Source organism: Cedecea davisae DSM 4568, from assembly GCF_000412335.2.
GTDB lineage: Bacteria > Pseudomonadota > Gammaproteobacteria > Enterobacterales > Enterobacteriaceae > Cedecea > Cedecea davisae.
On the sequence record NZ_KE161030.1, the window covers coordinates 1,606,966 to 1,630,214 of the forward strand.

Here is a 23,249-nt window from a genome sequence, read left to right on the forward strand (position 1 = left end):
TTCAATGCCTGAATTGGTAGGGTGACAGCGGGGGAGAGTTGGTGGAGAAGGAAGAGTAAAGGCCGTTGATGATCGGCCTTTACTTTGTGTGATCGCTAAATGGCGTTGGCCATGCGGTTGGCACGAATGTTTCCCAACGCTTTCTAAATATCATCCATGGTGTGGCCGACCACAATTTCCAGGGCGTTGCGGTAGACATCGCACATCACAACATCGTCGGTGGTTTCCAGAGCCTCCACCAGCCAGATGATAATGGCTTTGTTAGAGACAGACTTATTGGCAGACAGAATGGCAGTTATTGCCTGAGAAATAGCCGCATTCTCCTCGGCATGCCGATCTCCGGCGCTTCTGATGTAGTCGGTTAATGCTTTGTCAGCAAGCCCGGTATGCATTTCAGAGGTATTGGAAATTAGCTGTGTCATAGTCACTCACCGTTTTTCAGTTATTGGCCATGGGCCGCTAGTGGACATTTTTTGCGTTACGCTGGTTAGTCTCTACCGCTATCGAACGCGCTTCTTTTTCTCTCTTTCCCGCCGAAACCCGGGAAATATTGCCCTCAATTTCTTCGATAATTTTTTGCAGCACTTTGCGCCGCCGTGTGTCTTGTTCGGATATAAACATCGCCTCTAATTTGGCGACTAAGGCGCGAGTATTTATTGCGCTGTTACTTTTGAGCAGGGATAAAGCTGCTTCACCGATCATCTCGTCCGTTAATTGTTCATCATCGCTTCTCTTCACGTCTTTACTCCTGATTTCCTCGCCAGTATTTGGATAAGTGCTGGCATGAAGTCATTAGCCGGAGCCTGAGAATGAGGAAGAACTCAGTATTTGCAACACTGTGGCTTCTGCCCTGTTGGGGGGCACAGACCATTAATCTGGTGGAACTCCGGTTTGGCCATCACGTTAGCGAGTGAAAAGCATGCCCAACAGCGCCTGATAATGCTTTTCTTCTTCGGGTTCCGAAACCTTGTCCAGGCGCGACAGTAATATTGTACAAATCGCTTTTCTGTTCAAATTGCGGCCATCGCTAAGAATTTCTAGCACGATCTGCCCCATGGTCTCCTGCTGAGAGAGAGGGATTGCGTTGCTGAAATAACGAGCAATATCATTTTCTGCCGTGTTCTGACCGGGCATAAAAGTGTTCTGTCGCATAAGCCGCTCCTGTAATTTAAACTTTGCAGAATGTTAACTAAGTTATGCAATTGCTATAAAAACTGTACACAAAGGTGTATTACTTCGCTTGCTATTTTTTGATTAAAAGTGCTATTTGTTATTTATCAGTTAGTTATTTTTGGTTTTGTTTAAACTATTTGTGCGTCAACTTGTACAAGATAAACTGAGGGGGAATGCAAAAGAAAATGCGGGATGTTGTTCAATTGTTTATGTTTTGTTGGGTTTGTGGCGACGTATCAGCGGCTATCTGTTAAATTATTAGCTTATCCTTCCGCAGGGAACGCTCATGCTCACGACTATCATCTATCGCAGCCATATTCACAGCAGCACGCCTTTCGAGGTCTTGCAGGAGATGGTTTATGCCGCAAACGCTAAAAATATTGACGCGGATGTGACGGGAATACTGCTTTTCAACGGCACGCATTTCTTTCAACTGCTGGAAGGCCCTGAAGAATGCGTAGAGAAAATTTATCACGCTATTTGCAAAGACAGCCGCCACTACAACATCGTTGAATTGCTTTGTGACTACGCGCCAGCCCGCCGCTTCGGGAGAGTGGGAATGGAGCTTTTTGATTTAAGGGAACACGATAAACACGATGTATTACAGGTCGTTCTGGAAAAAGGTACCAGCCGGTATCAGCTGGCCTATGATGACCGTGCTTTAAGTTTTTTCCGCACCTTTATCGAATCGACTGAAAAAGAAAATTATTTTGAGATCCCCCAACGCGGCACGTGGGAATTTGTCGTTGATGTGCCAGATAGCGGAGCTTCCGGCATGGATGACCCGCGTGCAAAGACTGTTTTTCAGCCGATTGTTGACCCCATGGCACGCTCGGTAGCGGCGATTGAAGCATTAACAGCGGATGCGGTTTTATCACCTGACTCCGGCAATGAAGATATGAATGACAATCTTTACCTGCGCGATCTGCTGAATGCTAAAGCGGCCTTTGCCGCAGCACAGGGCGCGAATATTGGCCAGCAAACGCTATGCATCAACCTTCTGCCCATGACCCTGGTGATAATCCCCGGGACCGTAGAACAACTGCTAGCGGAAATTGAGTCTAACAAGCTTGTACCCGAGCAGGTGGTGATTGAATTTACCGAAAGTGAAATTACTCCGCATATTGGCGCCTTTACCGAAGCCATCAGGCAGCTTAAATCCGCAGGTATCAAGCTGGCGATAGATAATTTTGGTGCCGGTTTTGCAGGGCTTCAACTGCTGGCACAGTTCCAGCCCGAAAGACTCAAAATTAACAGAGAGCTTATTCGGGATATTCATAAAAGCGGGCCGCGGCAGGCTATCATACTGGCGATTATCAAGTGCTGCGCCTCGCTTGAAATCGCGGTCTCTGCAACCGGCGTTGAACAACCGGAAGAGTGGATGTGGCTGGAGGCGGCGGGGATTTCTCACTTCCAGGGTAACCTGTTTGCTAAACCCTGTGCCGGGGGCCATTTTGCGATTGCCTGGCCGGAACGACAGGCCGAATTGTGATGTCTGTCGAATACCCTGCCTGGCAGCCATTTAATTTTTTCTTGTACAACACCGGAAAAAATTGTACACATTGAACAGATTGACGGGTGTTTTAATGGAAGCATGAGAACTGTGTACGGGGAGGGACACTATGGCCTATTACACTATCGGCGATGTAGCAGAGCGATGTGGAATCAACCCGGTCACGCTGCGTGCCTGGCAGCGCCGATATGGTTTGCTAAAGCCTCAACGTAGCGAAGGCGGTCATCGGCAGTTTGATGATGCGGACATTCAGCGCATTGAAGAAATTAAATACTGGATGAGCAAAGGCGTTTCCGTGGGCAAAGTGAAAGCCCTGCTTGAGCGCACCCACGTTCCCGAAGAGCAGCTGTGGGTGACTCTGCAAGAAGAAATGATGCTACTTCTGCGAAAGGTTAACCCCGCAAAGCTACGTGATAAAATTGTTGCTTTGAGCCGGGAACACAGCGCAGATCTGCTTATCGATAATCTTTTGTTACCGGTGAGAAATAAACTCAGCCAGGATGAATCTACGGCCTCTTTGATGTGCAGCCTGCTGGATGGCGTGTTGATAAGGCACTGCGCACAATGCCTGACAGAAGGGCAAAGCCAAAGTGGGGAGGAGGTGCTGCTCATCGGTTGGCAAACAGACGACCGAACAGCGTTGTGGCTTGAGGCGTGGCGTCTATCCCGCAGAGGTATGCAAGTTAACATGCTTGCGGAGCCTGTTGAAACTTTTCGCCCGGAGCTTTTTCCGGGGCAGCACATTTTTTTGTGGACGGGAAAAGCGCTATCAGAAGAGCAGCAGCAGCAGCTCGCTCACTGGAAACAGTGGGGATATGACATCGAACTTCATCAATAAACGGACGTAAACTTAATTCATTTTATCCGTCCCGCTCCTCTGCCATTGATAAAAAAGCCGGTGATTCACCGGCTTTCGGTTTTATGCTAGCCATGAGCATCGCTGGTTTGCTTTTGAAACAGTTCGCGGAATACAGGATAGATATCATCCTGATCGCGAATATGCTGGATAGCAAAGTTATCAAAGGTGCTTTGCAGGTTTTCATATTCACGCCACAGGGTCTGGTGCGCCCGGCGGGTGATTTCGATATAGCTGTAATAACGCACCACCGGCAGCAGCTTTTTCGCCAGTATTTCGTGACACAGCGGCGAATCGTCCGCCCAGTTGTCGCCGTCCGATGCCTGCGCGGCGTAAATGTTCCACTGCGCCGGATCGTAGCGCTCCTGAACCACTTCATCCATCAGCTTCAGGGCGCTGGAGACGATGGTGCCCCCGGTTTCCTGCGAATAGAAGAACTCGTGCTCGTCTACCTCTTTGGCCTGCGTATGGTGGCGAATATAAACCACTTCCACGTTTTTGTAGGTCCGGCTCAGGAACAGGTAAAGCAGAATATAGAAACGCTTCGCCATATCCTTGGTGGCCTGATCCATCGATCCGGAAACGTCCATCAGGCAGAACATCACCGCTTGGCTGGAAGGCTCCGGGCGTTTTTCGTAGTTTTTGTAGCGTAAATCGAAGGTGTCGATAAACGGCACGCGGGCGATTTTCTCCCGCAGTTCGGCTATCTCTTTGCGCAGGCGTTCTTCTTCCAGCAACTGGGCCGGCTCGCTGCGGCTAACGGCTTCGAGACTCTCTTCCAGCTCATGCAGCAGGCGGCGCTTACCGGCGCTCATCGCCGTGCGGCGGGCCAGAGAGTTTTGCAGCGAACGAACGACGCTGATGTTGGCCGGAACCCCGTTTGAGGTAAAACCGGCGCGGTGTGATTTGAATTCCGTTATCTGCCGGTGCTGATTGCGCTTCAGGTTCGGCAGGGCGAGATCCTCGAACAAGAGATCGAGATATTCATCTTTGGAGATCTGGAATACGAATTCATCCTGGCCTTCGCCGTCCTGGCTTGCCTGGCCCTGGCCGCTCCCACCTCCACCTCCGCCGCCCTGAGGGCGTTCGATGCGGTCGTTTTGCACAAAGTGGTCATTGCCCGGGTGGACGCGGTGACGCAGGCCGCCGCGCCCCTGATGAAACATAGGTTCGTTGATATCTTCATTTGGAATGGAGACGGACTCACCGCTCTCCACGTCGGTAACCGAACGCTTGTTAATGGCCCCGGAGATCGACTGTTTAATTTGCGCCTTATAACGACGCAAGAAGCGCTGGCGGTTGACCGCGCTCTTGTTTTTGCCGTTAAGCCGCCTGTCTATAAAGTAGGCCATAGTTCCCCCAACTGCTTATGCCAGGTGCGCAAAGGGACCACGCCGCCCGGCGTGGTCCGCAGCAAACTCCCTTAAGAAGACTTACGCACCCGCAGATACCATTCGCACAGCAGGCGAACCTGCTTGCGGGTGTAGCCTTTCTCCATCATACGGTCGACAAAATCATCGTGTTTTTTCTGCTCGTCGGTGGAGGTTTTGGCATTGAACGAGATAACGGGCAGCAGCTCTTCGGTGTTCGAGAACATTTTCTTCTCGATAACCGTACGCAGCTTCTCGTAGCTGGTCCAGTTCGGGTTACGACCATTATTATTGGCACGGGCGCGCAGCACGAAGTTCACGATTTCATTACGGAAATCTTTCGGGTTGCTTATCCCGGCCGGTTTCTCAATTTTCTCAAGTTCCGCGTTCAGGGCTTCACGGTCAAACAGCTGGCCGGTGTCCGGGTCGCGGTATTCCTGATCCTGGATCCAGAAGTCGGCGTAGGTCACATAACGGTCAAAAATGTTCTGCCCATATTCCGAGTAGGATTCGAGATACGCGGTCTGGATCTCTTTGCCGATAAACTCAGCATATTTCGGGATCAGGTAGCCTTTCAGGTACTCGAGGTATTTCTCGGACTGATCCTGAGGGAACTGTTCGCGTTCGATCTGCTGCTCCAGCACGTAGAACAGATGTACCGGGTTAGCCGCCACTTCAACGTGGTCGAAGTTGAACACGCGGGAGAGAATTTTAAAGGCGAAGCGGGTGGAGAGCCCGTTCATCCCTTCGTCCACGCCTGCGTAGTCGCGGTATTCCTGGTAGGACTTGGCTTTCGGGTCGGTGTCTTTCAGGCTTTCACCATCGTAGACGCGCATTTTTGAGTAGATGCTGGAGTTTTCCGGCTCTTTCAGGCGCGACAGGATAGAGAAGCGGGACAGCGTTTCCAGCGTGCCTGGAGCGCAAGGCGCATGGGACAGCTCGCTGTGGTTAAGCAGCTTCTCGTAGATTTTGATCTCTTCCGAGATGCGCAGGCAGTAAGGCACCTTGACGATGTATACACGGTCAAGGAAGGCCTCGTTATTCTTGTTGTTGCGGAAAGTCACCCATTCCGACTCGTTCGAGTGCGCCAGGATAATCCCGTTAAACGGCAGGGCGGAGATACCCTCGGTGCCGTTGTAGTTTCCTTCCTGAGTGGCGGTCAGCAGCGGGTGCAGCACCTTAATGGGCGCTTTGAACATCTCGACGAATTCCATAATCCCCTGGTTGGCACGGCACAGTGCGCCCGAATAGCCGTAGGCATCAGGGTCGTTTTGCGCATGGTGCTCCAGCTTACGGATATCAACTTTACCGACCAGGGCGGAGATATCCTGGTTGTTCTCATCGCCCGGCTCGGTTTTGGCAATAGCGATTTGGGCAAGAATAGAAGGCCAGACCTTCACCACGCGGAATTTGGTGATGTCGCCGCCGAATTCGTTAAGGCGTTTTGCCACCCACGGCGACATAATCGTGCCGAGGTAGCGGTTAGGGATACCGTACTCTTTTTCCAGAATATTGGCATCTTCCTGCGGATTGAACAGGCAAAGAGGATGGTCGTTCACCGGGCTGCGTTCGCCGTTGGCGCTCAGCACATAAATCGGTACGCGCTGCATAAGCGCTTTCAGGCGTTCCGCCAGCGATGATTTACCGCCGCCCACCGGCCCCAGCAGATAGAGGATCTGTTTCTTCTCTTCCAGGCCCTGCGCCGCATGTTTCAGATAGGCAACAATCTGTTCGATGGCTTCTTCCATGCCATAAAATTCTTCAAAAGCAGGATAGCGGGCAACCACCCGGTTCGAAAAGAGACGGGACAGCCGTGGCTCTGTGGCAGTATCCACCATCACTGGCTCACCAATGGCCGTCAATAGCCGTTCTGCCGCGTTGGCATAGGCACTGCGATCTTGTTTACAGATAGCAAGAAATTCCTGCAGTGTGAACTCTTCGTCCTTGGCAGCTTCATAACGCTGGCGATAGTGATCGAATATATTCATGGCATGCCGTCCTTTCGTTTTTTAGCACAGGTTAAAGAGCCGTTGGAATGTGTAGTAGAGGCTCCCCGGAAGACGTCTGCTTAAGTTACAGCAACCCTTATGCCAGGTTGATGACGGGCATCAGCGCTGCTTTCCTGGTCGTTCGTCTCCCTAAAATAAAGCGTAGATGGCATTTGCAAAACTTGCATACGGCCGAAACTCAATTTCAATGACATATCAATAACTCATCATAAAAATTTCGCTTTTGAGATAAGCGAGGGAAACACCGTTCACGCCGCTGCCATAAATATGAAAACCTCCCGTAATCGGGTTACGGGATGTTTATGGGTTGGTTAAAGGTTGAGATTAAGTAAATTATTTGGGATGAGAGCCAAGGGCGGTTAAACTTCTTCGGCTGATTATTTGATTAAAGGACTGAAAGGATTGTGACCAATTTCAAACTTCTCGCATTAGGCGTGCTGCTTGCTTCTTCCGTTACCGCGGCTCACGCTGAAGGGCCGTGGTCCGTTGGTGCTGGTGCTCTGGTATCGCCAAACCCTTATAAAGGTGATCAGAACCGCGTTTATCCGGCTCCTCTGTTTGGTTATGAAGGGGAAAACTTCTACTTCCGTGGCTTCAACGCGGGTTACTACCTGTGGAATGACGAAGCGGACAAGCTTTCCGTTACCGCTTACTATTCGCCGCTGCATTTCAGGCCGAAAGACAGCAACTACGACAGCATGCGCGCCCTGGACTACCGCCATTCAACCGTGATGGCCGGTCTTTCCTGGGTGCATAACACCGATTACGGGTTCCTGCGTACCGTGCTTGCCGGGGACATCCTCGACAACAGCAACGGGATCACCTGGGATACCGCCTGGCTGTATCGCTACAATGCTGATCGCTTAACTCTGACTCCTGGAGTGGGTGTGACGTGGGACAGCAAGAAGCAGAACGATTACTACTACGGCGTAAGCGGCAAGGAATCTGCCCGCAGCGGCCTGAACGAGTACGACGCGGGCAATAGCTGGTCGCCGTATGTTGAGCTTTCGGTTAACTACAAGCTGACCGACGACTGGAATATCTTCGGCATGGGGCGTTATGTGCGCCTGTCTAAAGAAGTGACCGACAGCCCAATGGTTAACAGCAACTGGACCGGCGTTCTGCTGACCGGGGTTAACTACAGCTTCTAATTGGTGCAACTAACGCACTAAAACGGGGCGATTGCGCCCCGTTTGCTTTTCTGTGGTGCAGGGGCTAAATCTGTTGCCCCGCGCTGGTGAAAGGTAGCTTAGCCTTTCTTCGCCACGCTGATGGTCTGGCTCAGGCGAGTCGGTTTTTCCGCAGCGGCTTTCTGCTTTTTAGAAGCACAGGCCGTTTCCACGCAAACGAAGGTTTTGTAGCCGTCGTCCGGCATATCGCCCATTGAAACGGAGAGCGCCGGGCCAGGGTTCCAGCCGACGACGTTATAGTGGTGGTGGTGAACCACGTTCAGAGTGCGCTTCAGGCTGCTTGCGTCGTGGATAACGCTGCACTCTTCCGGCTCGAGGTAGAGACGGTCGGTACGATCAGGGAAGGTCTGCACGCCGTCGGTCAGTTGACCTGCGGTTTCGTTCAGCACTTTATCAATATATGGATTACCCAGCCCGCTGACTTTCACATCGGCAATGTCGCCCACGTTGAAGTAGGTATGCAGGGCGGAGGTGGTTTCGAATTCGCCATGGGCTTCCAGCTCAATTTCGCAGGTTTTGCCCAGCTTGAAGCGCGCGTACAGCGTGAATTCGTGCGGCCACAGCTTCAGCGTTTCTTCGTTATGATGCAGTTCAAAAGTCAGCACCGCGCCGTTGGCGTCTTCATTATGGGCGCTGAGCGTCCAGGGTAGATTGCGGGCAAAACCGTGTGCCTGAAGGCCTGCTTGCTCAGCCGGGCCAAACCACGGCCAGCAGATAGGCACGCCGCCGCGCAGGGCTTTACCTTTATGGAACGGGGTAATGTCGCTCAGCCACAGCACTTCGTCTTCACCGGCAGGCTGCCAGGAAAGCAGGTGTGCACCCTGAAGCGCAAAAGAGGCGCGAACCTGAGGGTGGTCAACGACGATGACGTCGAGCTGATCCTGCTTGCGTAAAGAAAGGGCGGGGCTAATTTGTTCGATAACCGGAAGGGCAAAAATTTTAGTAATCATTGGCTCAACCTTATTATTTCCCGGTGCACGTTCGGGTTAAGGCCAGCTGCGGCGTTAACCGAAAGGTGGGCGAGGGTGGAAGCAATAAAAAAGGGCGACATGCGTCGCCCTTTAAAGGATTAATTACTCATCTCAACTTATTTGGAGATGTGAGCAATCAGGTCCAGTACTTTGTTTGAGTAGCCAGTTTCGTTGTCGTACCAGGAAACCAGTTTCACAAAGTTGTCGTTCAGTGCGATACCAGCTTTAGCATCGAACACGGAAGTGCAGATTTCGCCGTTGAAGTCGGTAGAAACTACGTCATCTTCGGTGTAGCCCAGAACACCTTTCATGGTGGTTTCTGAAGCAGTTTTGATTGCTGCTTTGATCTGCTCGTAAGTTGCTGGTTTTTCCAGACGAACGGTCAGGTCAACAACGGATACGTTAGGAGTAGGAACGCGGAACGCCATACCGGTAATTTTACCGTTCAGTTCTGGCAGTACAACGCCTACCGCTTTAGCAGCACCGGTAGAAGAAGGGATGATGTTCTGAGCTGCGCCGCGGCCGCCGCGCCAGTCTTTGTGAGACGGGCCATCAACGGTTTTCTGAGTTGCGGTGGTAGCGTGAACGGTGGTCATCAGGCCTTCAACGATACCGAAGTTGTCGTTGATAACTTTAGCCAGTGGTGCCAGGCAGTTGGTGGTGCAGGATGCGTTGGAAACGATATCCTGGCCAGCATATTTTTCAAAGTTAGCGCCTTTAACGAACATTGGCGTTTTGTCTTTGGAAGGACCAGTCAGAACCACTTTTTTCGCGCCAGCAGCGATGTGCTTACGAGCGGTTTCGTCAGTCAGGAACAGACCAGTTGCTTCTGCAACAACGTCAACGTTCACTTCGTTCCACTTCAGGTTAGCCGGGTCACGTTCTGCGGTAACACGGATAGTTTTACCGTTAACAACCAGGTGGCCGTCTTTAACTTCTACAGTACCGTTGAAACGACCGTGAGTTGAGTCGTACTTCAGCATGTAAGCCATATAGTCAGCGTCTAACAGGTCGTTGATTGCAACGATTTCGATGTCAGAACGTTCCTGTGCAGCACGGAAAACGATACGGCCGATACGGCCAAAACCGTTGATACCTACTTTGATAGTCATATATTCCACCAGCTATTTGTTAGTGAATAAAAGGTTGGCTGTAAAATTACAAAAACCTTACGCAGCGTCAAGCGGAATCGTGTCAATCATTGCGACAAATCAATCCTGTGGACATGCTTTGTACGACTGAACGCCTCACACTTCCTTTTGGGCTAAAGTCCAAATGGGGACGATGCGGGGGATTTTAAACGCCAATTCCAACAAAAATGTGATTCACGTCACGTTTTGTGCCGTGCCAGAATTTCAGGGCTAAGTTTAGAACAAAAACCAGCACGGTGTTGTTAATTTTTTGTTAGAATAGCGCCGTGAGCTGTCCCAATTGAACTGACCGAGATGTACACCTATGTCTAATCAATTACCCCCTGATTCAAATAAGAAAAACCTCAGCGAAATGCAGTATTACGTGACCCAGAAGCACGGCACTGAACCCCCATACTCCGGGCGGTTACTGCATAATAAGCGCGACGGGATTTATCACTGCCTGGTCTGCGATGCGCCGCTGTTTCTTTCAGAGAGCAAATATGACTCCGGCTGCGGCTGGCCCAGCTTCTATGAGCCGGTGGACCCGGACGCCATCCGCTACCTGACCGATAACTCCCACGGTATGGAGCGCGTTGAGATCCGCTGCGGCAGCTGCGATGCGCACCTGGGGCACGTCTTCCCGGACGGCCCGCAGCCTACCGGCGAACGCTATTGCGTGAACTCCGCGTCCATGAGCTTTACCGACGGGCAAAACGGCGAGCAGGTTGACGGTTGAAGAATCGATTCAGCTAATTATTCCTCTGTGGGGTGAAAAATGAGCAATCTGGATGATATGTTGAGCGTGATGACGCCGGAAATTTACCAGCGTCTGGCGACGGCGGTAGAGCTGGGTAAGTGGCCCGACGGCGTGGCATTAACCCAGGAGCAGAAGGACAACAGCCTGCAACTGGTGATGCTGTGGCAGGCGCGCCACAATACCGAGGCGCAGCATATGACCATCGACACCAGCGGCCAGATGGTGATGAAGAGCAAGCAGCAGCTGAAAGCGGATTTCGGCATTGAGCCTGCTCCGTTTGTCACCATGAAGCTGCAATAAGCAAAAAGGGAGGCACCGGCCTCCCTTTCTTTTTCCCGGTTAAAAGTTACTTCGCGTGCTTAATGCCCAGCGATTCGGCGAGCTGCTTCGCCAGCTGGTTGTTATCATCCGCGCCGTACTCCCAGAACATCGCCCCGCCAAGACCTTTCTCTTTGATGTACTCGGCTTTGATTTTCACCGAGCGCGGATTTTCATAAGAAATCGCAAACAGCGGTTTGCCTTCAGCAGACTTCAGCGTCAGGTATGGCACCTTCGCGTCGTCATCCCACTCTTCGGTAAAGCGCTTCTGCGGATCGTTCAGCATCTTCTTCACCAGATCGTTGTATTTAACGTAGGTGTCTTTCGTCAGATCCACGCCCAGGGCGGTTTTGAACAACTCCAGCTCGCGTTCGCCAAAGTAAGGCTGGGTCACCGGATTTTTCTGTGCATCCGGTTTTGACCAGTCAATACCCGGTTCGACGGCACGCTTAGGCACGCGGCCATAGAAGCCAATGCCGAGGTTCATTTGCTGCGGCTTCAGCCCGGCTGCCAGATAGTTATTAACCACGAAGTCCGCGCTGTACTTATCAGCCTCGGCAACGGTTGGCCACTTTTTCGAGTCGTAAAGGTTGGAGTTGAAATACTGCGTGCCGTACGCCATGTCGTAGGTCATCAGGTTGATGTAGTCCAGCAGGGGGGCGATAGCTTTCACATCCACCCAGCTTTTTGGGCTTTCGGCATTTGCGCCAACGGCAATAGTTACCAGCTTTTTATCGCCCACCGCGTGGCGCAGCTCTTTGAGCAGGGCGGTGAAGTTGTCCCTGTCTGCATCCAGCTTATCGACCAGCCCCCAGGCACCGTTCACCGGGAACTCCCAGTCGAGGTCGATACCGTCCAGGCCGTAGCGGTCCATCACTTCCTGAACAGAGCGGATAAACACCGCGCGGTTTTCCGAAGAGGCGGCTGCGCCGGAGAAGCCGCGAGCACCCCAGCCGCCAACGGAAAGCAGGACTTTCAGCTGCGGATTCTGCTTACGCAACACCGGGAGTTTTTCCAGGTCGGCAATGACTTTAGGCGAGAGGTAAATCTGGTGCAGTTTTGACGCGTCTTTTTGCGCTTCGTTCGTTTCGCCTTTCTCGTCGTTATAAATCAGGCCAAAGGAGTAGTTAAGGTGGGTAATCTGGCGTACGTCGAGCTTATTGATATCGCCGCCAGGCCCGGCGGTTACGTCGCCGCCGCCGTTAAAGTAACCCACGGAAAGCAATGATTCAGCTTGCGCAACGCCGCTAAAGGCTAACGACACCGCGGCCACAATGGGCAACAGTTTACGTGTGAATGGCATAATGATTCCTCTTTGACGGGTACAACATAAAAGCTTCCCGGCCACGCAGAACACTGACGAAAACGGCGGAAAGCGAAATCAGCTAAACTGCTGAATAAATTCATTGATTGTGATTATGAGAGCGCTCCCAGGATAGGGCGAGCAAAAAAAGCTTAGATTGTGAGCGGAATCGCTACAAGAATGCGGGGCGGTGGATCGCCCCTGGAATTATTGGCGGGTGGATTACTGGCAGGTAAAGTCTGCGAGGGTCATTAACGTTGCGCCGGCAACCGCCATATCCTGGAACGCGAACAGGCTGTCCTGCGGCTGTATATTCACGCCACGGCAGCCGTCGGTAATGACCGTGACCTCGTAGCCCAGCTCCAGCGCATCCAGCACGGTAAACTTCACGCAGTAGTCTGTTGCCAGACCGAGGACAATAAGCTCCGCGATGCCGTGCTCACGCAGCCATTCGTCCAGCCCGGTTTTCTGCCGATGGCCGTTATCGAAGAAGGCGCTGTAGCTGTCAATCGCCGGGTTTTCACCTTTATGCACGATTTTGTCGATAGCTGAAGCGTTCAGCAGCGGATGCAGCCGGGCGCCTTCGCTGTTTTGTACGCAGTGATCGGGCCACCAGGTTTGTACCAGCCCGTCCAGCTTGCCCTGGCCGTAAGGCTCCACATTTTGAACGCTGGCAAAACTGCCGTGGTTTGCCGGGTGCCAGTCCTGGGTTGCAACAACGCTTTCACCGCGCGCCTTAGCCAGCTCGATTAACTGGTTCGCGATGTCGATAGTGCTGTCGCCCTCGGGGACGGCAAGCGAGCCTCCGGCGCAAAAATCATTCTGTAAATCAACCAACAATAAAGCGCGCTGCTTCATGGCAACTCCTTATTCGTCCGGCGTTAACTCGCCGCGCAGGTTCAGAGGCATGGCCTCGCGGATTGCCTGTGCGTCCAGCCCCTGGCTCAGCAAATAGTGCAGCTTGGTCAGGGTGGCTTCAACCGTCATGTCTGAACCGCCAATAACGCCTGCCTGCGCCAGCGCGTTGCCGGTGGCATAGCCGCCCATATTGACTTTGCCGGACATGCACTGCGTGAGGTTAACCACCACGATACCGCGCGCGCTGGCCTCCTGTAACTCTTTAATAAACGCCCCCTGCTGCGGAGCGTTGCCCACGCCGTATGAACGCAGGATCAGCGCTTTTACCGGCTGGCGCAGGAAATTTCCCACTACATCGGCGGAAATTCCCGGGTAGATGGTGACCACGCCAATGGGCTGAGGGGTTATCGGGTGAACAATCAGCTCGCCACAACCGCCCGGCGCAGGCGGCGTATTCAACTTGCGGATGTGGATCCCGGCTTCCAGCAGCGGGGCAAGGTTAGGCGAAGCAAATGCGTCGAAGCCATCGGCATGCGCCTTGGTGGTGCGGTTTCCGCGGTAAAGACGGTTGTTGAAGAACAGCGTCACTTCGTTGATCGGGTAGTTCGCCGCCACATAGAGTGAGTTCAGCAGGTTGATCTGCCCGTCGGAGCGCAGCTCGGCCAGCGGAATTTGCGACCCGGTAACGATAACCGGCTTGCCGAGGTTTTCCAGCATGAAGGAGAGCGCCGAAGCGGTGAACGCCATGGTGTCCGTGCCGTGCAGGATAACGAAGCCGTCGTATTCGTCGTAATGGGCTTTGATATCGTCGGCAATGTGCTGCCAGTCTTCGGGCGTCATGTCCGAAGAGTCCATCAGCGGGTTGTATTCGTGAATGGTGAAGTCAGGCATTTCCGGGCGATGGAATTCGGGCATCATCGCCAGCTGGCGTTGTAGATGGCCGGATACGGGGATATAGCCGTGTTCAGAACGCTGCATACCGATAGTCCCGCCGGTATAGGCAACGTAGATGGATTTCTTTTGCATGGGGTAGCTCAACGCTTTCGATATTTGCGGCAGAGTATAGAGAGGATGGCGGAAAAAAAAAGCCCGGTGTAACCGGGCCGGGGATTCTTATAAAGTTCATTGTCCTAAATAAATCCGAACATCGGTCTAATAAAAACAATGAATTGTGTACTCTGGTTTACCCCAAACGGGCGAAAACCACGCTTTTCGGCTGTTTGTCATCAAGTAAAGCCCGGTGTAACCGGGCTTTGCTTCATTTAAGTAAATTAGCGCACATCGCCACAGGTAAGGCAGAAGGCGTAACGGTTTTGCGGGTCGTTCATGGTGCCGAACTTATCATTCTGGGCTTTAATCGCCAGCGCGGCATCGGCCAGCGGAGCAGGCAGGTAAGCCTGAATCGCCTGCGGCAGCGCCGCGCGAACTGAACCGGTCATGGCGTTAAACACCATATCGGTAAAGGTTGCGTCATCCTGCCAGAAGGCGAGGTGCCAGGTCTTCAGTTTCGCCAGCTCCGCAGCTTTGGCAACCGCATCGTCAAAGTCACCCAGGCTGTCCACCAGACCGTTGGCTTTGGCGTCTTCCCCGGTCCAGACGTGGCCCTGGGCAATCTGGTCGATTTGCTCCGGGGTCTTGCCGCGTGAAGCCGCCACCAGGCCGATAAAGCGCTTATAGCCGTTTTCAATACTCAACTGCATCATCTGCTGAACTTCAGGTGGCAGTTTTTTGGTAACCGCCACGTCGGCCAGCGGTGAAGTTGAAACGCCGTCGGTATGCACGCCAATGGAATCCAGCGTGTTTTCTACGGTGTTAATCACGCCGAAGATGCCGATGGAGCCGGTCAGGGTGGTTGGGTTGGCGATGATGTAGTTCGCAGGCGTGGAGATCCAGTAGCCGCCGGAGGCCGCCATGCCGCCCATCGAAACGACAATCGGTTTACCGGCATCGCGCGCGGCAACCAGCTCTTCACGGATGGTTTCAGAAGCGGTAACGCTGCCGCCAGGGCTGTTAACCCGGAAGACAATCGCTTTTACTTTCGGGTCAAGACGCGCTTCGCGAATTTGCATCGCCGTGGTGTCGCCGCCGACCTGGCCCGGCGTTTCTTCCCCGTCCATGATTGCGCCGTTGGCAAAGATAACCGCAATGGCCTCACCTTGCTCAACCGGTTTCTTCACGTTGTAGTCGTAGATGCTGGTGTAGCTAAAGTCTTTGTTGGCCTTGCTCCAGCCGAACTGCTTGACCAGCGCCTTATCAACTACCGCGCTGCTCGCCAGCTCGTCTACCAGTTTGTTATCCAGCGCGTATTTTGCCGTGTCGCCGCCCAGCTTTTGCAGGCTGTCCAGCAGCGCCTGAGCGCCAGGGAACACCTGCTGAGCGGTTATCTGGCGGTTAGCCGCTACGGTATTCAGGTAGTTTTGCCACAGCTCGCCAATCCAGCGGCCGTCCGCATCGCGGGCAGCAGGGGACATATCGTCGCGAAGGTACGGTTCAACTGCGGATTTATAGGTGCCGACGCGGAATACGTGCGTGGAAACCTTCAGCTTGTCGAGCAGCGTTTTGTAATACAGCGCGTTGGTGGCAAAGCCGTGCAGGTCAACCGTGCCTTGCGGTGAGAGCCAGATTTTATTGGCAAAGCTTGCCAGGTAATATTGGCTCTGGTTGTAGCTGTCGCCCATCGCATATACCGGCTTGCCGCCGTCGCGGAATTCGCGCAGCGCTTTACCGATGTACTGCATGGAAGGCTGATCGGCCCCGGCAAAATCTTTCAGATCGAGCACGATCCCGGTGATATTGCGGTCATCTTTTGCTTGGCGGATCGCATCGACGATGTCGAACAGCGAGTTTTCCTGTAGCCGGTCTGAACTGGCTCCCACCAGCTGGCGGCCAATGACGCCCAGCTTGTTGCTGACCGAAGGCTTATCGACCACGACGCCGGTGATGTCCAGCAGCAGCGCGCCGCGGGAAGGCTCCGTCGGCGTGCTTTTTACCTGCATCCAGACGCCGACTCCAACCAAAATCAGCAGGATGAGGAACAAGTTGAGAATAAATTCCCGAATAAAGTTAAGCAGACGCCAGGTCCACTTAAAAAAGCCGCTAATAAATCGCCCAATGGTGCGCATGTATTCTCCATAACCTTCAATAGGGGGATTGACCCGCACGCCGCAATCACTCTGGCTAACGCGGCGAAAGTAAAGGCTATCCTAAAGAGAGGGCGGGGAAATGTCAGCAGGAAATCGGGGTTGCGCTGTAACAAAAACTACGGCTGTGTTAATTTTGTGAATGAAAATCATTTAACAGACTGGTGACAAGCTTTGCACTTTGCCAGCCATTTCATGCAACTAAGGGGCTTTTAAATGGATGCACTTGAACTCTTGATTAACCGCCGCAGCGCGTCCCGCCTGGCAGAACCTGCCCCTGCCGGAGAAGTGCTGGAGAATATCCTGCGGGCCGGTATGCGCGCCCCGGACCACGGCACGCTGCAACCGTGGCGGTTTATCGTGATTGAAGGCGAGGGGCGCGAGCGCTTCAGCCAGCTCTTAGAGAAAGCGGCGATTGCCGAAGGCATGGATGAGAAGGGCGTAGAGAAAGCGCGTACCTCTCCGTTCCGCGCGCCGCAAATTATCGCCGTGGTCGCCCACTGCGACGCTAATCATAAAGTGCCGGTCTGGGAGCAGGTGGTTTCTGCGGGCTGTGCGGTAATGGCGATGCAGATGGCGGCGGTAGCTCAGGGCTTTAACGGTATCTGGCGGAGCGGCGTCTGGACCGAAAACGACACGATCCGCGAGGCTTTTGGCGGCCGCGAGCAGGACAAAGTGGTCGGCTTCCTTTACCTCGGCACCCCGCAGCTAAAAGCGTCTACTACCATTAGCGTGCCGGATACTTCCGCCTTCGTTTCCCGCTTCTGAATCTCATCATCCGTTAACCCTGCCGGGCCGTTTCCGACGCCCGGCAGGTGACTCTCTTACTGTTTCTGGTGCTTAGCGAACTCGTCTTTGGCTTTCTGCAATTGCTGCTGGAAGGCCGGGTTAGTGTGCAGGGTTGCCACAACCGCAGAGCCGACCACGCGCGCGGCGTCGATGTCGCTCTGCCAGTGGTAGCCGCAAATTACGCGGCTCTGGCCGAGTTCGAACCCACGCTTGAGGATGTCGTTCTGGCGCTGCGGGTTAACTTCCGCCAGCACCAGCGCGGTGGCCCAGCCGATGGACGTGTGGCCTGAAGGGTAGGAGCCGTTTTTCGACAGCTTATCCTGCTCTTTGGTGTTGCAGGTCGGCACGCCGTAGAAGGCGAACGGACGAATGCGCATGTACTTCTCTTTGGCTCCGCGCGTCGCCAGGTCACCGGCATCTTCAATCATATTGGTCAGCAGCTTGTGCAGTTCAGGCGAATCTTTCTCGGTAATCGGTGAGCCAAAAGCGCCGGAGAAGGCGTTAGCCACGCCGCCGCCGCTGAGGTTGGCATCTTCTTCCGCCAGCTTACCGCGCTCGGTGGAACGCAGCAGTCGGCCTTTCTCGTACATCGCCTGGTCATTTAAAAAGGCGATGCTGCCGATTTCCGGCGGCGGAGGTAACAGCGCCAGGCTGTCGATGGCCTGGGCGTTTGTCAGGTAATAGAGGTCAGGTTTGGTTGTGGCGTCGTTCCCGGCAAGGGCAAAGGCGGCTGAGGAAAATAAACCGGCAATACAAAAAGCAATTACGCGTTTTTTCATTCTTATTCCTTACTTGCGTTAACAGTCCAGAGAAGTGCCTCCCGGTTGTAACATTTCCGTCATAATTAAGTAAAAGCGGGCGTCGCCAAAATGTGGCGCAGGTTCACAAAACCGCTGGTTTGCCTGCATAGTGAGCAACGGGACGCGAATTAAGATAGACAGACTTACTCCCGGGGCGTTTGAGCGCTACCATATCAGGTACAGAATTTGGCAAAGAAAGGAGATGTTCATGAAGCAAACCGTTCGTTTGACCCAGTACAGCCACGGCGCAGGATGCGGCTGCAAAATTTCCCCGAAAGTCTTAGAAACAATTTTGCACAGCGAGCAGGCGAAGTTTGCCGATCCTAATCTGCTGGTGGGCAATGAAACCCGTGACGACGCGGCGGTTTACGACCTGGGCAACGGTACCGGCATCATCAGCACTACCGACTTCTTCATGCCGATTGTTGACGATCCTTTCGACTTTGGCCGCATCGCGGCGACCAACGCCATCAGCGATATTTACGCGATGGGCGGTAAGCCTATCATGGCGATTGCTATCCTCGGCTGGCCGATCAATACCCTGGCGCCGGAAATTGCCCGCGAGGTCATTGAGGGCGGGCGCTTTGTCTGCCAGCAGGCCGGGATTTCACTGGCGGGCGGCCACTCAATCGACGCGCCTGAGCCTATTTTTGGCCTGGCGGTCACCGGCGTGGTGCCGACCGAACGAGTAAAGAAAAACAGCTCCGCCGAAGCAGGCTGCAAATTGTTCCTCACCAAACCGCTCGGTATTGGCGTGCTGACCACAGCCGAGAAAAAATCATTATTGCTGCCTGAGCATCAGGGACTGGCGGCGGAAACCATGTGCCAGTTGAACAAGGTCGGCACCGAGTTTGCCGATATTGCGGGCGTCACCGCGATGACCGATGTCACCGGGTTTGGCCTGCTTGGCCACCTGAGCGAGATGTGCCAGGGCGCGGGCGTCCAGGCGGATGTCTGGTTCGAGTGCGTGCCTAAACTGCCGGGCGTTGAAAGCTACATCGAACAGGGCTGCGTGCCCGGCGGCACTTCGCGTAATTTTGCAAGCTACGGCCAACTGGTTGGCGACATGCCGGAAGCGTGGCGCAACCTGCTGTGCGACCCGCAAACCTCCGGCGGCCTGCTGCTGGCGGTGCGCCCTGACGCAGAGGCCGATGTTTTTGCCGTCGCGGAGCGCAACGGAATCAAACTCAGCCCTATCGGGGAGCTTAAAGATGCCCGTGCAGGCCGCCCAATGATTGAGATCCGTTAATTTCATGCGGCTGTTTATTGCGGAAAAACCGAGCCTGGCGCGTGCCATTGCAGACGTGCTGCCTAAGCCGCATCGTCGCGGCGATGGGTTTATCGAATGCGGCAACGGCCAGGTGGTGACCTGGTGCATCGGCCACCTGCTGGAGCAGGCGCAGCCGGACGCATACGACGGGCGCTACGCCCGCTGGAACCTGGCAGACTTACCCATCGTGCCTGAAAAATGGCAGCTTCAGCCGCGCCCCTCGGTGACAAAACAGCTTAATGCCATAAAAAAGCTGCTGGCTCAGGCGACCGAAGTGGTTCACGCGGGTGACCCGGACAGGGAAGGGCAACTGCTGGTGGACGAGGTGCTGGACTATTTACAACTGTCCCCGGAAAAGCGCCAGCAGGTGCAGCGCTGCCTGATTAACGACCTTAACCCATCGGCGGTGGAGCGGGCGATTTCCCGCCTGCGTGCCAACAGCGAATTCATTCCTCTCTGCGTCTCGGCGCTTGCCCGCGCCCGTGCTGACTGGCTGTACGGCATCAATATGACCCGTGCGTATACCATTCTTGGCCGCAATGCGGGCTACCAGGGCGTGCTCTCCGTTGGGCGGGTGCAAACGCCGGTGCTCGGGCTGGTGGTGCGCCGCGACGAAGAGATTGAGAACTTCGTCGCCAAAGATTATTTCGAAGTGAAGGCCCATATCGTCACTCCTGCGGACGAGCGCTTTGTCGCCACCTGGCAGCCGAGCGAATCGTGCGAACCGCATCAGGATGAAGAGGGCCGCCTGCTTAACCGCAAGCTGGCGGAGCATGTTGTGGCGCGGATTAACGGCCATCCGGCGCTGGTTACCGCCTATAACGATAAACGGGAATCAGAAATTGCGCCGCTGCCGTTCTCGCTCTCCAGCCTGCAAATTGAGGCGGCGAAGCGGTTTGGCCTCAGCGCGCAAAACGTGCTCGATATCTGCCAGAAGCTCTACGAAACCCACAAGTTAATTACCTATCCGCGTTCCGACAGCCGCTATCTGCCCGAAGAGCATTTCGCCGGCCGCCACGCGGTATTAAACGCCATCAGCGTGCATCAGCCCGATTTGCTGCCGCAGCCTGCGGTAGATGCAGACTTGCGAAATCGCTGCTGGGACGACAAAAAAGTCGATGCCCACCACGCCATTATTCCGACCGCGCGCAGCAGTTCAATCTCGCTAAATGAAAATGAAGCTAAAGTTTACGGCCTGATCGCCCGTCAATACTTAATGCAGTTCTGCCCCGACGCGGTGTTCCGCAAATGCACCATCGACCTGGATATCGCCGGAGGCAAGTTTATTGCCAAAGCGCGTTTCCTGGCGGAAGCGGGCTGGCGTGCGCTGCTGGGTAACAAAGAGCGCGATGAGGAAAACGACGGTACGCCGCTGCCGGTGGTGGCAAAGGGCGACGAATTGCTGTGCGAGCACGGCGAAGTGGTCGAGCGGCAAACTCAGCCGCCCCGGCATTTTACCGACGCAACGCTGCTCTCGGCGATGACCGGGATCGCGCGGTTCGTGCAGGATAAAGATCTTAAAAAGATCCTGAGAGCGACGGACGGCCTGGGTACAGAAGCGACCCGAGCCGGGATAATCGAACTGTTGTTTAAGCGCGCTTTCCTGGTGAAAAAAGGGCGCTATATTCATTCTACGGAGCCAGGCAGAGCGCTTATCCATTCGCTGCCTGAATTAGCCGCAAGGCCGGATATGACGGCGCACTGGGAGTCAACGCTGACGCAAATCAGCGAGAAGCAGTGCCGCTATCAGGACTTTATGCAGCCGCTGGTGCAGACGTTGTACGAGCTTATCCACCAGGCTCGTACCACGCCTGTGCGCCATGCTTTTAAGGGCATCAAAGCCCCGGATGATGGAAAAAAATCGAAACGTTGGGCCAAAAAAGAAGGAAATGATGATGCCAGTAAAAAGCCTGCTCGCCGCCGCCGTGGCGCTAATGATGAGTCTGCCGGTGATGGCGGTTCAGCACCGTCAGCCTGACGTTGACGTGGTGGTGCCCCCGGAAGTGTTTACCAGCAGCAACCAGCAGCAGGCCGCGCCCTGCAACCAGTGCTGTATTTACGAAAACAAAAGCTATACCGAAGGGGCGGTGGTGAAAACCGAAGGTATTCTGCTCCAGTGCCAGCGCGATGAAAAAGTGCTGGGGACTAATCCGCTGGTCTGGCGACGCGTGAAGCCATAAACGCCTCCAGCAGGGGAATATCCGCCGGGGCGAGGGCATAGTTCAGCGCCTCCGGCGGCTCGCACCAGACCAGGGCGCTGTGGCAGTGGGCGGTTAACTCGCCCTGAAAAGCCGCTACGTGCCAGGCGTGCAGATGAATTACCCTGCCTGAAACCTCGCGCCGGTGGCTGGCAACATAATCGCCAATGTTTGCCGCAATGCCCAGCTCCTCCAGCAGTTCACGCGCCAGCGCCTCAGGCTGGGTTTCATCCGCTTCCACTTTGCCGCCCGGAAACTCCCAAAGTCCCGGCTGATCGCCATCTTCAGGGCGGCGAGCCAGCAGAATTTTTCCCTCGCGCTCGATAATAGCCGCGACAACATCAAGGTTTTTTAGCATCAGTGTCCATTCTCCGTGGGGCTGGCGTGGCATAATACCCGCCATCAAGGGTTATCTGAAGAGCTGAAGGATGATGGAAAGCAAACGCGCGGCCTGGATTGCGCCTCTGAAAGTTTTGCCAAAAAGCCTGCGCCCGATTGTGGCTATGCAGGAAAAACATTTTGGCGCGCCGCTGAACCCAACCCGCTGGTGGGGAAGGCTGCCGTATTTATTCTGGCTGGTGGCGCTGTTTGTTGGTTTTCTTGAGCGGCGGCGGGCAAAACTCGACCCTGTCACCCGTTCACTGGTGATGACCCGGGTGTCACAGCAGTGCAGTTGCGAATTCTGTATTGATGCCAATAGCCTGAGACTTGCCGAGCGTAGCGGCTCGCTGGACAAAGTGCTGGCGGTGGCGAACTGGCGGGAAGAAACTTGCTTTAGCGAGCAGGAACGCGCCGCGCTGGCCTATGCTGAAGCGGTAACGGCCACGCCTCCGGCAGTAGGAGACGAGCTGAAAGAGACGCTCAAAAAGCATTTCAACGAGCAGGCGCTCACCGAGCTAACCGCGCTGATTGCCTTCCAGAATCTCTCTGCCCGCTTCAATGCCGCGCTGGATATTCCCTCTCAGGGTTTATGCCCAACGAACGGGAAAAAATAGATGTTCGACAGCTACCTGCATCCCCGAATCAAGCCTGCATTAAATCGTATGGCGGGCGTTCTCGATAAGCCTGCGATTACGCCAGATGCCGTTACGCTGGCGGGTTTCGTTATCGGCCTGCTGGCGTTGCCGTTCCTGGCGCTGCACTGGTACGGCGCGGCGCTGGTCGCCATTCTGGTTAACCGCCTGTTTGATGGCCTGGACGGCGCGCTCGCGAGGCGAAGAGGGCTGACCGACGCGGGGGGCTTCCTGGACATCGCGCTGGATTTTCTGTTTTACGCCCTGGTGCCGTTTGGTTTTATCCTCGCAGATCCGGTGCAAAATGCGCTGGCGGGTGCATGGCTGCTGTTTGCGTTCATCGGCACCGGCAGCAGCTTCCTCGCCTTTGCCGCGCTGGCGCAAAAACACAACATCGCCAACCCCGGTTACGCCCATAAATCATTTTACTACCTTGGCGGGCTGACCGAAGGCAGCGAAACCATTCTGCTGTTTGTGCTGAGCTGCCTGTTCCCCGGCTGGTTTACCCTACTGGCGTGGGTATTTGGCGCGCTATGCTGGCTGACGACGCTGAACCGCATCTGGGGTGGCTATCGGACGTTGAAGCGG

At 54.4% G+C, this 23,249-nt stretch carries 24 protein-coding genes; 11 read left to right on the top strand and 13 right to left on the bottom strand.

The window, feature by feature from the left end; genetic code table 11:
• Positions 1-143 precede the first annotated feature (143 nt).
• The 3 genes from HMPREF0201_RS07535 to ycgZ form a co-directional block, all read right to left on the bottom strand.
• Positions 144-410, bottom strand: coding sequence for a biofilm development regulator YmgB/AriR family protein (locus HMPREF0201_RS07535; RefSeq protein ID WP_392397297.1), 267 nt, complete (start codon positions 408-410; stop codon positions 144-146).
• Positions 411-459: 49 nt separating this feature from the next.
• Positions 460-738 carry a hypothetical protein gene (locus HMPREF0201_RS07540; protein WP_016535951.1) on the bottom strand — a complete coding sequence of 93 codons (279 nt, stop codon included), beginning with the start codon at positions 736-738 and terminating at the stop codon, positions 460-462.
• 165 nt (positions 739-903) lie between these two features.
• The gene (gene ycgZ / locus HMPREF0201_RS07545; protein ID WP_016535952.1) at positions 904-1,152 is read right to left on the bottom strand and encodes a regulatory protein YcgZ; all 249 of its coding nucleotides are present in this window, start codon (positions 1,150-1,152) and stop codon (positions 904-906) included.
• A gap of 307 nt (positions 1,153-1,459) precedes the next feature.
• Between ycgZ and HMPREF0201_RS07550 the strand changes: the two genes are divergently transcribed.
• Both HMPREF0201_RS07550 and HMPREF0201_RS07555 read left to right on the top strand, forming a co-directional pair.
• Positions 1,460-2,665, top strand: a complete 1,206-nt coding sequence (locus tag HMPREF0201_RS07550) for a diguanylate phosphodiesterase (protein ID WP_016535954.1) — start codon at positions 1,460-1,462, stop codon at positions 2,663-2,665.
• Between the two features lie 130 nt (positions 2,666-2,795).
• Positions 2,796-3,524: a MerR family transcriptional regulator gene (locus HMPREF0201_RS07555; protein WP_016535955.1), complete on the top strand. Its 729-nt coding sequence runs from the start codon at positions 2,796-2,798 to the stop codon at positions 3,522-3,524.
• A gap of 86 nt (positions 3,525-3,610) precedes the next feature.
• Here HMPREF0201_RS07555 and HMPREF0201_RS07560 read toward each other — a convergent pair whose 3' ends face one another.
• Entirely contained in the window at positions 3,611-4,894 is a 1,284-nt protein-coding gene (locus HMPREF0201_RS07560) for a YeaH/YhbH family protein (RefSeq protein WP_016535956.1), read from the bottom strand.
• Between the two features lie 71 nt (positions 4,895-4,965).
• Complete coding sequence (gene yeaG, locus HMPREF0201_RS07565) at positions 4,966-6,900, bottom strand: protein kinase YeaG (protein ID WP_016535957.1); 1,935 nt, start codon at positions 6,898-6,900, stop codon at positions 4,966-4,968.
• Between the two features lie 425 nt (positions 6,901-7,325).
• Here yeaG and HMPREF0201_RS07570 point away from each other — a divergent pair, with 425 nt between their 5' ends.
• Positions 7,326-8,072 carry a MipA/OmpV family protein gene (locus tag HMPREF0201_RS07570; protein ID WP_016535958.1) on the top strand — a complete coding sequence of 249 codons (747 nt, stop codon included), beginning with the start codon at positions 7,326-7,328 and terminating at the stop codon, positions 8,070-8,072.
• Positions 8,073-8,170: 98 nt separating this feature from the next.
• Here HMPREF0201_RS07570 and HMPREF0201_RS07575 read toward each other — a convergent pair whose 3' ends face one another.
• Positions 8,171-9,061: a D-hexose-6-phosphate mutarotase gene (locus HMPREF0201_RS07575; RefSeq protein WP_016535959.1), complete on the bottom strand. Its 891-nt coding sequence runs from the start codon at positions 9,059-9,061 to the stop codon at positions 8,171-8,173.
• 137 nt (positions 9,062-9,198) lie between these two features.
• Positions 9,199-10,194: a glyceraldehyde-3-phosphate dehydrogenase gene (gene gapA, locus HMPREF0201_RS07580; protein WP_016535960.1), complete on the bottom strand. Its 996-nt coding sequence runs from the start codon at positions 10,192-10,194 to the stop codon at positions 9,199-9,201.
• A 343-nt stretch (positions 10,195-10,537) separates the two neighbouring features.
• On the opposite strand from gapA, the gene msrB reads away from it, so the two are divergent.
• The gene (gene msrB, locus HMPREF0201_RS07585; protein WP_016535961.1) at positions 10,538-10,951 is read left to right on the top strand and encodes a peptide-methionine (R)-S-oxide reductase MsrB; all 414 of its coding nucleotides are present in this window, start codon (positions 10,538-10,540) and stop codon (positions 10,949-10,951) included.
• A 39-nt stretch (positions 10,952-10,990) separates the two neighbouring features.
• Entirely contained in the window at positions 10,991-11,272 is a 282-nt protein-coding gene (locus tag HMPREF0201_RS07590) for a YeaC family protein (protein WP_016535962.1), read from the top strand.
• Between the two features lie 46 nt (positions 11,273-11,318).
• Here HMPREF0201_RS07590 and chiD read toward each other — a convergent pair whose 3' ends face one another.
• The 4 genes from chiD to sppA all read right to left on the bottom strand — a co-directional run bounded on the left by chiD (position 11,319) and on the right by sppA (position 16,573).
• A complete protein-coding gene (gene chiD, locus HMPREF0201_RS07595) occupies positions 11,319-12,593 on the bottom strand; it encodes a chitinase ChiD (protein ID WP_016535963.1) in 1,275 nt (424 codons plus the stop codon).
• Between the two features lie 222 nt (positions 12,594-12,815).
• Positions 12,816-13,451 (bottom strand): bifunctional nicotinamidase/pyrazinamidase, encoded by a 636-nt coding sequence (pncA, locus tag HMPREF0201_RS07600; protein WP_016535964.1) that lies wholly within the window; start codon positions 13,449-13,451, stop codon positions 12,816-12,818.
• Positions 13,452-13,460: 9 nt separating this feature from the next.
• The gene (gene ansA, locus HMPREF0201_RS07605) at positions 13,461-14,477 is read right to left on the bottom strand and encodes an asparaginase (protein WP_016535965.1); all 1,017 of its coding nucleotides are present in this window, start codon (positions 14,475-14,477) and stop codon (positions 13,461-13,463) included.
• A 245-nt stretch (positions 14,478-14,722) separates the two neighbouring features.
• Positions 14,723-16,573 (bottom strand): signal peptide peptidase SppA, encoded by a 1,851-nt coding sequence (gene sppA / locus HMPREF0201_RS07610; protein ID WP_016535966.1) that lies wholly within the window; start codon positions 16,571-16,573, stop codon positions 14,723-14,725.
• Positions 16,574-16,807: 234 nt separating this feature from the next.
• On the opposite strand from sppA, the gene HMPREF0201_RS07615 reads away from it, so the two are divergent.
• Positions 16,808-17,359 (top strand): NAD(P)H nitroreductase, encoded by a 552-nt coding sequence (locus HMPREF0201_RS07615; RefSeq protein ID WP_016535967.1) that lies wholly within the window; start codon positions 16,808-16,810, stop codon positions 17,357-17,359.
• 56 nt (positions 17,360-17,415) lie between these two features.
• Here HMPREF0201_RS07615 and phoC read toward each other — a convergent pair whose 3' ends face one another.
• A complete protein-coding gene (gene phoC / locus HMPREF0201_RS07620; protein ID WP_016535968.1) occupies positions 17,416-18,159 on the bottom strand; it encodes an acid phosphatase PhoC in 744 nt (247 codons plus the stop codon).
• 229 nt (positions 18,160-18,388) lie between these two features.
• Between phoC and selD the strand changes: the two genes are divergently transcribed.
• The 3 genes from selD to HMPREF0201_RS07635 are packed head-to-tail and all read left to right on the top strand — an operon-like array spanning position 18,389 to position 21,630.
• Entirely contained in the window at positions 18,389-19,429 is a 1,041-nt protein-coding gene (gene selD, locus HMPREF0201_RS07625) for a selenide, water dikinase SelD (protein WP_172570235.1), read from the top strand.
• Positions 19,430-19,433: 4 nt separating this feature from the next.
• Positions 19,434-21,428 (top strand): DNA topoisomerase III, encoded by a 1,995-nt coding sequence (locus tag HMPREF0201_RS07630; RefSeq protein ID WP_016535970.1) that lies wholly within the window; start codon positions 19,434-19,436, stop codon positions 21,426-21,428.
• Entirely contained in the window at positions 21,385-21,630 is a 246-nt protein-coding gene (locus HMPREF0201_RS07635; RefSeq protein WP_371810773.1) for a YnjH family protein, read from the top strand. Before HMPREF0201_RS07630 ends, HMPREF0201_RS07635 begins: the two co-directional genes overlap by 44 nt.
• Here HMPREF0201_RS07635 and HMPREF0201_RS07640 read toward each other — a convergent pair.
• Positions 21,596-22,006, bottom strand: a complete 411-nt coding sequence (locus tag HMPREF0201_RS07640) for a pyrimidine (deoxy)nucleoside triphosphate diphosphatase (protein WP_039899231.1) — start codon at positions 22,004-22,006, stop codon at positions 21,596-21,598. The two genes, HMPREF0201_RS07635 and HMPREF0201_RS07640, sit on opposite strands and share 35 nt — an antisense overlap.
• A 70-nt stretch (positions 22,007-22,076) precedes the next feature.
• On the opposite strand from HMPREF0201_RS07640, the gene HMPREF0201_RS07645 reads away from it, so the two are divergent.
• A complete protein-coding gene (locus HMPREF0201_RS07645) occupies positions 22,077-22,643 on the top strand; it encodes a carboxymuconolactone decarboxylase family protein (protein ID WP_016535972.1) in 567 nt (188 codons plus the stop codon).
• Positions 22,644-23,249: CDP-alcohol phosphatidyltransferase family protein (locus tag HMPREF0201_RS07650; protein ID WP_016535973.1), on the top strand; the 606-nt coding region annotated here is incomplete at its 3' end. It abuts the gene before it with no gap.